This window comes from Enterovibrio sp. FF113, from assembly GCF_041439165.1.
Lineage (GTDB): Bacteria > Pseudomonadota > Gammaproteobacteria > Enterobacterales > Vibrionaceae > Enterovibrio > Enterovibrio norvegicus_A.
The window spans coordinates 79,907-93,613 of record NZ_JBGONO010000006.1 but is presented as its reverse complement, the minus strand read 5'-3'; the positions used below and the strand labels follow the sequence as shown (position 1 = coordinate 93,613).

Sequence of the window (13,707 nt, the reverse complement as noted above, 5' to 3'; positions counted from 1 at the left end):
GAGAGAAGAGCAATGGATAGTGCAATCAACTTAACGCTAATTCCGACAGGGCAAGCCCCTGACACCCTTCAAGCCCGTTTTCCTTCTTTGTTGTCATTGGTGGTTCCGTCAAACGACCTGGAGTTACCCATGCTGGTGGCAGAGAAAGACGGTGTGCCTGTTGCTGTGGCCGTGTTACAGCATGAAAAGCGCCACAACGGCATCATGGTAAGTGATGCGACTATTACGCTTCTTGAAGTGGACGAGGCTTCTCGCCTTCAGGGTATTGGTAAGGCGCTGTTGAATGCATTAGAAGCGTACGCCGCGACCGTGACTCATGAATTAAAAGTGGACTGTGGCGCTGTGATTGGTCGTAAGCCCATGCAGGCATTGTTAGCCCATTCTGGTTATCAACCGCCATTTGCTTGTGAAGAAGCCAAAACCACACAATGGAAGAAATCACTGGTTTAACCCACTCATTTTTTTGTGAAAGCTGCGCGAAGCCTTCGCAGTGGGGTTACAATTAATACATTGGCGCTAACGCTTGGCTAAAGCTTAAAGCGGGTATTTAAAGGGAATGCGAAATGAAAAAAATTGAAGCGATTATTAAACCGTTCAAACTGGACGATGTACGTGAAGCATTGGCGGAAGTCGGCATCACGGGTATGACCGTCTCGGAAGTAAAAGGTTTTGGTCGTCAAAAAGGCCACACTGAGCTGTATCGTGGTGCTGAATACATGGTGGATTTTCTGCCAAAAGTGAAATTAGAAATCGTTGTATCGGATGATGCAGCAGATCGGTGCGTCGACACGATTGTTGAAACCGCACAAACGGGCAAGATTGGCGACGGTAAAATCTTTGTCACTGAAGTGGAGCGCGTGGTGCGTATCCGTACCGGTGAAGAAGACGAAGAAGCGATTTAATCTACTTCTGTACTTCTGTACTTCTGTACTTCTGTATCTTTGCGCGTTAGCGCAATGCTCGCGAGACAAACAAAAAGACCGCCAGCTTGGCGGTCTTTTCTATTCTAGAGCCTATTTGAGGCCGTTCAGTCAATAGCACACGACGTAGCGATCAGGCCTGTGGTTCATGGTGAGCACAAGGTTCAGCACAACCGCGCCCAGCACCGAACAGGCCAGCAGCCACGGCGAAACAAAGAAGAATGATGCCAATAGAATGCCGAGATCAATGGCCATTTGTACATTACCGGCACGAATGCCGAATTTATCCTGACAAATAAGCGCCAGAACATTGAACCCGCCCAAGCTCGCATTGTGACGAAAGATCATCAGCATGCCGACACCCATCAATAACCCACCAATCAAGCCGCAATAGAGCGGTGACAGCCAGCCGATGGTAAATACATGAGAGATATGATCAACAATCAGCGAGACCATACCGCCCGCGAACACACTGCGTAAAGCGAATTGAGTGCCAAATCGTCGCCAGCCCATGATGTAAAAAGGGATGTTGAATAAAAAGTACAGCGTACCAAAAGACAGATCGACGAATTGCGTAACAAGCAGGGCAAGACCTGTTGTTCCACCTGTGAGTAGCCCTGCTTGCTGAAGAAAGTACACACCTTGGGCGACAAGAAAAGTGCCAGACAAAATGGCGATCATATCTTCAATGGTGGTATGTTTGGGCTGTGGGATCAACGTTTCAACTCCTTAGAAAACGGCTAATTCACGTGTCGTGAATGAATGCGAAAATGACGCAACGACATGCAAAATAAATCAAAAAGCAGGGCATCTTAAAGACTATGCAATACGTAGAAAAGAGGACGGGCAAATTTGGCGCCTCACAAGTGTCAGCGCCTTGTTACGCACTGTAAAGATCAAAGGTTTACACACGGTTGTTTTGGTCAAAATGAATTCAATTCATGACTAGAATGAAAAATGACCATGTTTATTGATACAAAAAAAATGTGATTGCTACTACCTGTTGCGCAACAAATTTTGTAGAATCGCAGCGATAGGATGGTCATGACTAAAACGTTTGCGTCTACGCGGATACTGACGTTGTTGAATTGACAGTCATCTATCCATTGTGAGGTATTAACCAGGTTGACCTGATGCTTTGTTTCAACGAGTCATTCGGTCAGCTTGGTTACATTCGTTAGCCTAGGGAACAATCTGAGTCAGGAGATACAGATGCTAAAGCGTGACATGAATATTGCTGATTACGATCCGGAACTATTTACCGCGATCCAAGAAGAGACAGCACGTCAGGAAGAGCACATTGAGCTCATCGCGTCAGAAAACTACACCAGTCCTCGTGTTATGGAAGCGCAGGGTTCCCAGCTAACCAACAAGTACGCAGAAGGCTACCCAGGCAAGCGTTACTACGGCGGTTGTGAATATGTAGACAAAGCAGAAGCATTGGCGATTGATCGTGCTTGTGAGTTGTTTGGCGCAGAATACGCAAACGTACAGCCACACTCGGGTTCTCAAGCAAACAGCGCTGTGTACATGGCTCTGCTGAACCCAGGCGATACGGTTCTGGGCATGAGCTTGGCACACGGCGGTCACTTGACTCACGGTTCACCAGTAAACTTCTCTGGTAAGCACTATAATGTGATCCCTTACGGTATCGACGAAGCGGGTCAAATCAACTACGACGAAATGGAAGCGCTGGCGCTTGAGCACAAACCTAAGATGATCATCGGTGGTTTTTCTGCTTACTCACAAATCGTAGATTGGGCGCGTATGCGTGAAATCGCGGACAAGGCGGGTGCTTACCTGTTTGTTGATATGGCACACGTTGCGGGTTTGATCGCAGCTGACGCTTACCCAACACCCATCCCACACGCACATGTTGTGACCACCACAACGCACAAAACGTTGGCCGGTCCTCGCGGCGGTCTTATCCTGTCTAACGCAGGCGAAGACATGTACAAGAAGCTGAACTCAGCAGTATTCCCTGGTGGTCAGGGTGGCCCATTGATGCATGTTATCGCAGCAAAAGCGGTCGCATTCAAAGAAGCGATGGAGCCTGAGTTCAAAGCGTATCAACATCGTGTTGTTGCTAATGCAAAAGCCATGGTTGGTCAGTTCCAAGAGCGCGGTTATAAAATCGTCTCTAACAGCACTGAAAACCACCTGCTATTGGTTGACCTCATTGACAAAGACATCACCGGTAAAGAAGCCGACGCTGCTTTGGGGGCTGCGAACATTACTGTGAACAAAAACAGTGTGCCTAACGACCCACGTAGCCCGTTTGTGACTTCTGGTATCCGTGTTGGTACGCCTGCGATCACGCGTCGTGGCTTTACAGAAAGTGATGCTAAAGAATTGGCAAACTGGATGTGTGATGTGTTGGATAACATCAACGATCAGCAAGTGATTGAAGCGACAAAAGCGAAAGTGTTGGAAATCTGCAAACGCCTTCCTGTTTACGCGTAAGTTATGACTGATTGAAAAAGCACCTTCGGGTGCTTTTTTTGTGCCCGAAATTCCTTTAACACCGCTTACCCTTGCGATTAAATCGGGTACACTGTTGGTCAATTGTTTGAGGAGGCGAGATGCACTGTCCATTTTGTGGTGCGAATGACACCAAAGTCATTGATTCACGATTGGTCGCAGACGGCCATCAGGTGCGTCGCCGTCGTCAGTGTTTGGCGTGTAGCGAACGTTATACGACGTTTGAAACAGCAGAACTGGTGATGCCGCGTATCATCAAAACCAATGGCAATAGAGAACCTTTTGACGAAGATAAGCTGCGCGGTGGTATTCAGCGAGCACTGGAAAAACGTCCTGTCAGCACGGACGATATCGAAAAGGCCATCAACACCATAAAATCAACGATTCGAGCCACCGGTGAACGCGAAGTGTCGTCAACCATGGTAGGGAATTTGGTGATGGAAGCGCTGAAAGAGCTCGATAAAGTGGCTTATATCCGTTTTGCGTCTGTGTACCATAGCTTTGAAGACATCAGAGACTTCGGCGAAGAAATTGCTCGTCTGGAAAAGTAAGCGATCACATGTTTTCTATTTTTGATTCAGACATGATGCTGCGCGCCATTGATTTGGCGAAACGCGGCATCTTTACCACTGCACCGAACCCCAATGTTGGCTGTGTGATCACGCAAGATGATGACATTGTTGGTGACGGTTTTCATTTTCGCGCTGGCGAGCCGCACGCTGAAGTGCATGCTTTGCGCAGCGCAGGTGAAAAAGCAAAAGGCGCGACAGCCTATGTCACGCTGGAGCCCTGCTCGCACCATGGTAGAACGCCGCCATGTGCCGACGCATTAATTGCTGCTGGTGTCAGCCGAGTGGTTTGCGCCATGGTTGACCCCAATCCGAAAGTCGCAGGGCGCGGTGTTCAGCGCATGCGAGACGCTGGCATTCAAGTGGATGTTGGTTTGATGCAAATGCAAGCTGAAGCGCTGAATGCGGGTTTCATCAAGATGATGAAAACAGGATTGCCGTATGTACAGCTAAAGCTGGCGGCGAGCCTTGACGGTCGAACGGCATTGTCAAACGGAAAGAGCCAATGGATCACCGGACCCGAAGCGCGAGCCGATGTGCAGGTTTTTCGCGCCCAATCAGGTGCTGTGCTTTCGACTAGTCAGACAGTACTGGATGACAATCCTTCCCTGAATGTTCGTTGGGCGCAACTGCCGAAGGGCATTCAAGCTGACTATGATGTCGGTTCGTTGCGTCAACCTGTACGCGTTATTCTCGATACGCATGGCAAGGTTAAACCGGACGCGCATTTGTTCACCCTTGAGGGTGAGATCATCATGTTGACGGCGTCGACTGACGTGTCGTATCCGCATGAAAATGTTGATGTGATTTGTGTTCCCAAAGATGAACATGGGCTGGATTTGAATGTCGCATTGCGAGCGCTTGCCGCAAAAGGCATTAATCATCTTTGGGTGGAAGCGGGTGCTACATTGGCGGGTAGTCTGCTAAACGCGGGCCTTGTCGATGAGCTTATTCTCTATCAAGCACCTAAACTGATCGGGCAAGATGGTCGCGCACTGGCGAATTTCGGCGGTTTGACCGCGATGGATCAAGTGCCCTCTTTTGAATTGAAGCATGTTTGCCAAATGGGTAATGACGTGCGTCTTCGTATGAAAAAGCAGTAAAGAATCGTATGTTTACAGGAATTATCGAAGCGGTTGGTCGCATCGGAAAAATCACACCAAAAGGCAAAGACATTTCACTGACCGTAGAAAGCGGCAATCTGGATTTATCGGATGTGAAATTGGGTGACAGTATCGCGACCAATGGTGTTTGCCTGACCGTCGTGCAATTAACGGGTAATGGCTATGTTGCTGACCTTTCGATGGAAACGCTTCAGCGCACCGCATTTACGACGTATCAAGCGGGTCAGGTCGTGAACCTTGAAAAAGCCATGCTACCTACCACGCGATTTGGCGGTCACATGGTGTCGGGTCATGTTGATGGCTTGGCCTCCGTGGTATCTCGCACGCAATCAGGCCGTGCTATCGAATTTTGGTTGGAAGCCCCAGCAAGTCTTGCCAAATATTTGGCAGAAAAAGGCTCGGTGACCATTGATGGTATTAGTCTTACCATTAATGATGTCGATGGCAATCGCTTCAAGCTGACCATTGTGCCTCACACTGCGCTTGAAACGACCATTGAAGTGTTACGCGTCGGTCAGCAGATTAACCTTGAAGTTGATGTTATCGCACGCTATTTAGAGCGCCTGATGATGGGTGATCGTGCCGCTCAACAAGCAGGTACGGGTGGGCTTACCATGGCAAAACTTGCTGAATCTGGTTTTATTAGATAACTCGCTTAGATAAATAACGTCGTTAGCTCTCAGGGCTAACTCGCGTAGACAAATAATACCGTGCCGATGTGCACTGACAGTAACAGGGACAGAACAATGCCGATCAGTAGCGCTGCAGAAATCATTGACGATATTCGTCATGGAAAAATGGTCATCTTAATGGATGACGAAGATCGTGAGAACGAAGGCGACCTGATTATCGCCGCCGAAAAAATCTCACCGGAAGCGATTAACTTTATGGCGATGTACGGCCGAGGGTTGATTTGTTTGACCATGACGAAAGAGCGCTGCCAGCGTCTTGGCTTGCCCTTGATGGTTAGCGACAACAATGCACAGTTTTCCACGGCCTTTACGGTGTCTATTGAAGCGGCTGAAGGTGTCACCACGGGGATCTCTGCGGCCGACCGAGCGCGTACCGTCGATGCCGCTGTTGCACCTAATGCGGTTGCGGCTGACTTGGTTCAGCCAGGACATATTTTCCCGTTGATGGCTCAAGATGGTGGTGTGTTGACCCGTGCGGGTCATACTGAAGCTGGCTGTGATTTGGCGCGTTTGGCAGGGTGCTCTCCAGCCGCAGTTATCGTCGAAATCCTTAATGAAGATGGCACCATGGCGCGTCGTCCTGATTTAGAAGTGTTTGGCGAGAAGCATGACATCAAGCTTGGCACTATTGCGGACCTGATTGAATATCGAAATAACAATGAAACCACCATTGAACGTGTGGCAAAGTGTAAATTGCCGACGGAATATGGTGAGTTTGACCTGATTACTTACCGTGACACCATTGATAATCAAGTACACTACGCGCTGCTCAAAGGCGAAGTGTCTAATCAGCCAACGTTGGTGCGTGTACATCTTCAAGACACATTCACTGATCTGCTCCATTCCGATCGTTCAGCGGAAAGAAGTTGGTCACTGACTGATGCCATGAAACGTATTAACGCCGATGGCGGTGTTTTGGTGATCTTGGGTAAAGAATCGACCTCTGACGCTATTATCAATAAAGTACGTACTTTTGAAGCGCAAGATAACGGCGACCAGCCAGCGTCAGCAAAATGGCAAGGCACCAGTCGTCGTGTCGGTGTGGGCTCGCAAATCTTGGCAGATTTAGGGGTGACCGAAATGCGCCTGCTTTCTTCGGCCAACAAGCGTTACCATGCATTATCAGGGTTTGGCTTGAAAGTGGTAGAGTACGTTTGTGACTAAGCTGGCTATACACCGCCAATAAACGTACAGAGAAAAACGCAGCAACCGCTGCGTTTTTTAGTCATGTTAAACAGATTTCATCCGCTTGCTCCCGCTCCTGTCCTCCTCCTTGCAGGGCGTGAGCCAAGAGGGATAAGCGCTGGATGCTTTGCAGAAAAGTGTGTTAGAATCCCGCGGTTTCTAATCCGGATAAAAAAGTCACAGGAAGGCCCATGAAGGTAATCGAAGGTGCATTCGCAGCACCAAATGCTCAAGTTGCTATCGTTATATCTCGTTTCAACAGCTTCATTAACGAAAGTCTGCTGGACGGTGCTATTGATGCGCTGAAGCGTCAGGGCCAAGTTAGCGAAGAAAATATTACTGTAGTACGTTGTCCTGGTGCTTACGAGCTGCCATTAGTGGCGCAACGTGTTGCAAAAAGCGGTCGTTACGACGCAATTATCGCGCTAGGATCTGTGATCCGAGGCGGTACGCCACATTTTGACTATGTGGCCGGAGAATGTAACAAAGGTTTGGCACAAGTAGCACTAGAGTTTGATACTCCAGTTGCTTTCGGCGTGCTAACCGTAGATACCATCGAACAAGCCATCGAACGCGCGGGTACCAAGGCTGGTAATAAAGGGGCAGAGGCTGCACTGAGCGCGCTTGAAATGGTAAATGTCCTGTCCCAAATCGAATCCTAACGGGGGTTATCGTGAAACCAGCCGCACGACGCAATGCGCGTCATTTTGCACTACAAGCCATTTATTCTTGGCAATTGACCAAAGGCAACGTTGCTGATATTGAAGCACAGTTTCTCGCGGCAGATAACTACGAAGAAGAAGAACACCAGGCTGATGAGCCACGTCTTCGTCAACCAGACACAGACGTTGAGTACTTCCGTGATTTGTTCTCGGGCGTAGTCTTGAACTACCAAGAAATGGACAGCAAAATGCGTCCGTACTTGTCTCGCCCGATCCAAGATCTGGATGAGATGGAGCACGCACTGCTGCGTCTTGCTATGTATGAACTGTGCAAGCGCCAAGATGTTCCTTACAAAGTGGTTATCAACGAAGCGATTGAGTTGGCGAAGCGTTTCGGCGCCGAAGACAGCCACAAATTCGTGAACGGGGTGCTGGATAAAGCAGTACCGACTCTGCGAAAGAAATAAATAAAAAGTAATGACAAGGCCAGCCTCGCTGGCCTTTTTCTTATTCTCGTTTGCTTGGAAAGGAATGATGGCTGGTAACGAATTCGATTTAATAAACCGTTACTTCAAAGCACAGCCTGTCTCAAGAAAAGACGTTGTGCTGGGCATCGGTGATGATGCTGCAGTGATGACCATGCCAGAAAGCAGTCAGCTCGTGGTGACGACAGACACGCTGGTGGCTGGCAATCACTTTCTCCTTGATGCTGACCCTATGAAAGTGGCACACAAAGCGCTGGCGTCGAATCTAAGTGACCTCGCTGCGATGGGCGCAATACCTGCATGGTGTTCTTTGGCACTCACAATGCCTTCATCAGACGAAGTCTGGCTCAAAAGCTTTTGTGACGGTTTTTACAAACTCGCAGAATATTATCACGTCCAACTTATTGGTGGAGACACCACCAAAGGCCCACTGAGCATTACCATTACGCTGCAAGGCTTTATCCCATCAGGCAAAGCAATTTGTCGCCATGGTGCAAGCGCAGGTGATTGGTTGTATGTCACCGGAACGCTAGGTGATAGCGCGGCTGGGCTAGATGTTATCTTGCGTGATAACACCCCTTCAAATGACATAGAAAACACGCTACTGCATCGCCACTACTATTCGACACCCAGAGTGTTAGCGGGACAATCACTTCGTGATATAGCCTCTTCAGCGCTGGATATTTCCGATGGACTGATTGCTGATCTTAAGCACATTCTCAAAGCCAGTGACGTCTCTGCCGTGGTCAATGCTGATCAATTGCCGTTATCTGACGAACTGTTACAGTATGCTGGCAGTCGTGAGGCCGCCGCGAAGTTGGCATTATGCAGCGGCGAAGAATACGAACTTTGCTTTACTGTGCCTGAGAGTCATCGTGGCGCGTTGGATGCGGCACTTACCCATACCAACACACCAATTACTTGTATTGGTCAGATCCGTCATGGTGAAGGTTTGAACGTCATGTGGGAGGGAAAACAAGTTGATTGGTCTCTCTCTGGTTGGGACCATTTTTCAGCGTAAGGTTGTAGAAAAAAATGAATAATCCGATCAGTAAAATTCGCTTATCAAACCCTGTACATCTTCTTGCGACAGGCTTTGGCTCCGGCCTCTCTCCTTTGATCCCTGGCACGATGGGCACCTTGGCTGCCATACCTGTTTATTTATTGATTGTTTCATTGTCCACGACATTGCTCCCTGTTGCGATTGTTCTGGGTAGCGCAATAGGTATTTATCTTTGCGGCCGCACGTCAAAAGACATGGGGGTTCATGACCACGGCAGTATTGTGTGGGATGAGTTTATTGGCTTTTGGATTACCATGTTGTTGGTGCCGGTAATGGATTGGCAGACGATCTTGGCCGGTTTTGTGATCTTCCGTTTCTTTGACATGGTCAAACCTTGGCCTATTAGCTGGTTGGATAAAAAAGTTCACGGTGGTTTCGGCATCATGCTCGACGATATTGTGGCTGGTTTGATGTCGATGGTGATACTGTGGTTAGGACACGCTTATCTGGGCTGGTGGTAAGAACCAAGTGATGGCTAGACCTCAATACACCTCGGAAAAACGGCGCGATAGCGCCGTTTTTTATATCATCCGTTATTTCGTATTACCGATGGTTCTTTTTGTCAGGTACGATTGCATACGCTCGGTGCGCGCGCGATTTATGACGACAGAGTCTATGAGTGGGCAAAGTTCATCTTTGATCTTAGGGCTTTGATGCCACGTGGGGTCGAGTCTCCATTCCTTGGTCCAAGCGAGTACATTTTCAGCGCGCATAGGGCGCGAAATGCCAAAGCCTTGTCCGAATTCACAACCCAACCAGAGTAGCAGTTGTACCTGTTCTCTTTTCTCTACGCCTTCAGCCAGAACCTTTCTTCCAAAGGTGTTAGCCAGGGTGATAATGCCTTCTAAAATCGCTAAATTATCGTTGTTATCCAGCATGTCATGCACAAAGCTTTGATCTATTTTGAGTGTTTCTGCAGGCAGCTTTTTGAGATAGGTCAGCGAAGCGTAACCTGTGCCAAAATCATCAATCGCAAATGAAATTCCCATGGACTGACACCGCGTGATGATCTGTGATACGACAACAATATCTTCCAACGCGCTGGTTTCAAGAATTTCTAATTGTAACTGATTGGGATGAATGTGAGGGAAGCGCGCCAGTAGCAATATTAACTTATCCATAAAGTCAGGCCGCATCAGTTGGTGTGGGGCGATGTTAACGCTAACTTGTGTGACAAATCCTTTTTTTTGCCATTCCGTTAGTTGTTGAAGTGTGGCTTCCAATACCCAGTCACCCACCTCGACAATCAGACTGTGATTCTCTATGGATGAGATGAAATCATTGGGCATGAGCTTGCCCCGAGTGGGGTGCTGCCAGCGAATCAAGGCCTCTAATCCAATAATCTCGCCATTCCGAAAGCTCACTTTTGGTTGGTAGCACAGGTAAAATTCTTTTTTTCTTAGGCCATAGCCAATTGAACGTAAATGCTCATTTTGATTTTTAAGTGCTTGTTCAAGCTCTGCGTCGAAGAAATGATAACGGTGTTTACCATTCAATTTAGCTTGATACATGGCGTAGTCGGCTTGACGGAGAAGCGTGTCCGCATCAACGTCCTCTGCTTGTGGAAAGAGGGTGATACCAAAACTTGCGGATAATTGAACCAAATTGCCATTGGCATTGACGGGGCCAGAGGTTGCGGCAACGAGTCTTGGAAGCAAAGGAGGGCAGTCCTCTGGTGAGGTAAGCCCCGTTAAAACTGCGACAAATTCATCGCCACCAATACGGGCTATTGTGTCGCTATCGCGCATTGAACGTTGCATTCTCTTTGCGATTTCTTGAAGGAGTATGTCGCCAACTTCGTGCCCGTAGGTATCATTCACTGACTTGAATCCGTCAAGGTCAAGAAAAATGATCGCCACATATTGCTCATTGCGTTTTGCATGTTTCATGGCACTTTTTAAGCGATCGCCTAACAAAAATCGATTGGGTAACTCAGTGAGCGTATCAAAATGAGCAATTTGTTTTAGTTTATGCTCGTGTTCTTTGTATGACGTTATATCTGAAAAAACAGCGACATAATTCATGGGCTTATTGTCTTCGCCGAATACGCAACTGATGGTAAGCAGTTCTGGGTATATCTCGCCATTTTTACGGCGATTCCAAAGTTCTCCGCTCCAATGGCCTTTCTCCGTCAATGATTGCCACATCTTCTTGTAAAACTCGGCATCTTGGTGACCTGAGTGAAGAATGCTTGGCTTTTCACCTCGAACCTCGTCAATGGAATAGCCAGTAATGCGAGTGAAAGCGTCATTGACCTCAATGATGCGTGATTGACTGTCTGCAATGATGATCCCTTCCCGAGTGTGGGTGAACACCTTTGCGGCTAATCGCAATTTTTCCTCGGCTTTTTTATGAGCGGTAATATCTTGATGTGTGCCGAGTATTTTTAGTGGATGTCCATTTTTATCCCACTCAACAACATTTGCGCGCCCCAAAGCGTTAATCCAGAATCCAGAGCGATGTTGTAGCTTGACCTCACAGTCGTAGTATTCAATTTCTTTATTAAACAGCTTTTCCAAAAGGGTATCAGACTCGACTTTGTCTTCGGGGTGAATAAACGCTTTCCAGTCCAAATTAGGTGGGCCATTGAGTGCGGATATGTCCCAGCCCAATATGCCTTGCCACGCGCCATTGTAGTCAATATGCCCCGTTTCGACGTTCCACTCCCACGTGCCGGTACGAGTCCCATCAATGACATTTAGTAAGCGAGAGTGCTCCAGTCGCAACGAGTGGTGAGAGCAACGAATGACATCTAGCATGTTATTCATGGTTTGGCTGAGTGATGAGAATTCTTGGTTGCCAAATTCGGGAACATGAGAGAGTGGAATACCACTGTCATCTTGCGCAGCGATAGCTTGAGCAATTTGCTCTATGGGTCCAATGAAAAGGCGTTTGGCAAAATAGAGCAATACGGTAAGAAGCAATGTCGCAATGGTAATACTGGTCAATATGGTGTGTGTTAATTGATAATGTAACTCATCTTGGATGACGTCATTGCTTACATGGAGGGTAACTTTTCCGAGATTTTCATTCTGCTTGGAAAGGATAGGTGCAGAGACACTAAAGAGGCTAGCTTCAGCATTGTCGTTGAGTGGCATACCTTGTTGGTAGGGTTGAAATTGTTTGCCTTCTGTCTTCACGTAGCCAGTAATGTAGGCTGACTCACCGACAATACCTCCCATCTTGTAATCTTCAATAACAACGGCATGAAATTTCTTGAGTTTTGCTTCTGCATAAATGAGTTTTTCATATTCGTTGATCGAATAGGACGATAAGTAAGGTGCTAGAGTGCTGGTTAACCGCAAAAGACTTTCTTGGGCACTGCCCTCGAGGTCTGCCAAGAGTTCATCACGTTGATTGTTGTAAGTGATAAGAGCGGACAGCGTAAATGTACCAATCACAACGAGGCAGACAACGAGTATGAGATGCGTAAAAAGTGATGGCTTACTATCTGTCGATTTATTCATAGTTGAATGTCTTGTCCTAGCACATTTCGCTGAATGTCAGGCAATAACAAAGAGAGATTGGATTGCGACACGGAGAGTACGGGCAATGAAATTGTCTTTTTTACAGATTCTCCATTCAAATGTTTATCTAGTGTTTCTAATGCCTGCTCTCCCATCAAAAAGGGTTGCTGCATCCCCGCACCCACCAAACGACCACTGGCGATCATTTTGGTAAGTTCGGGCTCAGCATCAAAACAGATCAACAAGATTTCATTTTGCTTTTGTGCCTCTGTAATCGCATCTATTGCGGCTTGGTATTGTTGGGAGGTTTGAAGCCAAATAGCTCTCATGTTTGGGTTCGCTTTAATCAGTGACGCGGCAAAGTCATAGGTTTCTTTATAGGAAAAATCACGCAGCTGGTGAATGTTTGCTGACTTGTAACCCGCTGTTGTTATGGCTTCCAAAAATCCACGGGTTCGTGCGCGGCCATTTTCTCGTTTTTGTGGAATCGCAATGATGCCGATGCTTCCGTTGCGCCATCCTTTTGCTTTCATTGTGTTGACCAGCATTTGTCCGAGCTCAAGTGCGCCTGTGAAGTTGTCTGACGAAATGTAGCTGATGAAGTCGTTGCTATCAGAACCGACATCGGCAATCACAACGGGGATATTGGCCTGATTGGCGAGTTTGAGCACAGTGACAGCACTTGAGGAATTAACCGGAGACAAAATGATGCCACTGACCTTGTCTCGAATGGCGGCTATCGTGTTTTGCAATTCTTTTTGCTTGGAGTTTTCAGCGCTATAGATAATAACGTGATAGTTTAAAGGTTGTGCGCTGCTGTCGATGCCGTGAAGGAGGATATCCCAAAAAGGGATGCGACTGTCTGAGACGATATACGCGATTTTTTTAGGGGAATCGTTGGCCGCAACAGCATGCTGCGAAGACAATGCCATCAAGATAATAACGGTGAAACATTGACGGATTCTTTTCATCGCCATCATGGTTTTTTATCGCACCTAGTGATAAATAATTGATAAAAAGCACTTACTTATATTCACTAAGTGTAGTTTTAAAAATGAG

At 47.4% G+C, this 13,707-nt stretch carries 14 protein-coding genes; 11 read left to right on the top strand and 3 right to left on the bottom strand.

Going from position 1 to position 13,707, the window contains the following annotated elements:
* The first annotated feature begins 12 nt into the window (after nucleotides 1–12).
* Both ACED36_RS06435 and glnB read left to right on the top strand, forming a co-directional pair.
* Nucleotides 13–450 (top strand): GNAT family N-acetyltransferase, encoded by a 438-nt coding sequence (locus ACED36_RS06435; protein ID WP_017004673.1) that lies wholly within the window; start codon nucleotides 13–15, stop codon nucleotides 448–450.
* A gap of 113 nt (nucleotides 451–563) precedes the next feature.
* Complete coding sequence (gene glnB / locus ACED36_RS06430) at nucleotides 564–902, top strand: nitrogen regulatory protein P-II (protein WP_016960918.1); 339 nt, start codon at nucleotides 564–566, stop codon at nucleotides 900–902.
* A 129-nt stretch (nucleotides 903–1,031) separates the two neighbouring features.
* Here the strand turns inward: glnB and ACED36_RS06425 are convergent, their stop codons facing one another.
* Entirely contained in the window at nucleotides 1,032–1,601 is a 570-nt protein-coding gene (locus ACED36_RS06425) for a YitT family protein (RefSeq protein ID WP_371732997.1), read from the bottom strand.
* Between the two features lie 531 nt (nucleotides 1,602–2,132).
* On the opposite strand from ACED36_RS06425, the gene glyA reads away from it, so the two are divergent.
* The 9 genes from glyA to pgpA all read left to right on the top strand — a co-directional run bounded on the left by glyA (nucleotide 2,133) and on the right by pgpA (nucleotide 9,642).
* On the top strand, nucleotides 2,133–3,383 hold the full coding sequence (gene glyA, locus ACED36_RS06420; protein WP_017004674.1) for a serine hydroxymethyltransferase: 1,251 nt from the start codon (nucleotides 2,133–2,135) through the stop codon (nucleotides 3,381–3,383).
* 119 nt (nucleotides 3,384–3,502) lie between these two features.
* Nucleotides 3,503–3,952, top strand: a complete 450-nt coding sequence (nrdR, locus tag ACED36_RS06415) for a transcriptional regulator NrdR (protein WP_016959727.1) — start codon at nucleotides 3,503–3,505, stop codon at nucleotides 3,950–3,952.
* A gap of 8 nt (nucleotides 3,953–3,960) precedes the next feature.
* Entirely contained in the window at nucleotides 3,961–5,073 is a 1,113-nt protein-coding gene (gene ribD / locus ACED36_RS06410) for a bifunctional diaminohydroxyphosphoribosylaminopyrimidine deaminase/5-amino-6-(5-phosphoribosylamino)uracil reductase RibD (RefSeq protein ID WP_371732951.1), read from the top strand.
* Between the two features lie 8 nt (nucleotides 5,074–5,081).
* A complete protein-coding gene (locus ACED36_RS06405; protein WP_017005857.1) occupies nucleotides 5,082–5,744 on the top strand; it encodes a riboflavin synthase in 663 nt (220 codons plus the stop codon).
* Between the two features lie 96 nt (nucleotides 5,745–5,840).
* On the top strand, nucleotides 5,841–6,950 hold the full coding sequence (ribBA, locus tag ACED36_RS06400; RefSeq protein WP_016959724.1) for a bifunctional 3,4-dihydroxy-2-butanone-4-phosphate synthase/GTP cyclohydrolase II: 1,110 nt from the start codon (nucleotides 5,841–5,843) through the stop codon (nucleotides 6,948–6,950).
* A gap of 212 nt (nucleotides 6,951–7,162) precedes the next feature.
* Nucleotides 7,163–7,633, top strand: coding sequence for a 6,7-dimethyl-8-ribityllumazine synthase (gene ribE, locus ACED36_RS06395; RefSeq protein ID WP_016959723.1), 471 nt, complete (start codon nucleotides 7,163–7,165; stop codon nucleotides 7,631–7,633).
* Entirely contained in the window at nucleotides 7,627–8,100 is a 474-nt protein-coding gene (gene nusB, locus ACED36_RS06390) for a transcription antitermination factor NusB (RefSeq protein ID WP_371732996.1), read from the top strand. Before ribE ends, nusB begins: the two co-directional genes overlap by 7 nt.
* Nucleotides 8,101–8,167: 67 nt before the next feature.
* A complete protein-coding gene (gene thiL, locus ACED36_RS06385) occupies nucleotides 8,168–9,139 on the top strand; it encodes a thiamine-phosphate kinase (RefSeq protein WP_016959721.1) in 972 nt (323 codons plus the stop codon).
* A gap of 14 nt (nucleotides 9,140–9,153) precedes the next feature.
* Complete coding sequence (gene pgpA, locus ACED36_RS06380; RefSeq protein ID WP_016959720.1) at nucleotides 9,154–9,642, top strand: phosphatidylglycerophosphatase A; 489 nt, start codon at nucleotides 9,154–9,156, stop codon at nucleotides 9,640–9,642.
* Nucleotides 9,643–9,714: 72 nt separating this feature from the next.
* Here pgpA and ACED36_RS06375 read toward each other — a convergent pair whose 3' ends face one another.
* A complete protein-coding gene (locus tag ACED36_RS06375; protein WP_371732950.1) occupies nucleotides 9,715–12,648 on the bottom strand; it encodes an EAL domain-containing protein in 2,934 nt (977 codons plus the stop codon).
* Complete coding sequence (locus ACED36_RS06370) at nucleotides 12,645–13,628, bottom strand: substrate-binding domain-containing protein (protein WP_016959718.1); 984 nt, start codon at nucleotides 13,626–13,628, stop codon at nucleotides 12,645–12,647. The genes ACED36_RS06375 and ACED36_RS06370 overlap by 4 nt, the downstream gene beginning before the upstream one ends.
* Nucleotides 13,629–13,707: the final 79 nt, after the last annotated feature.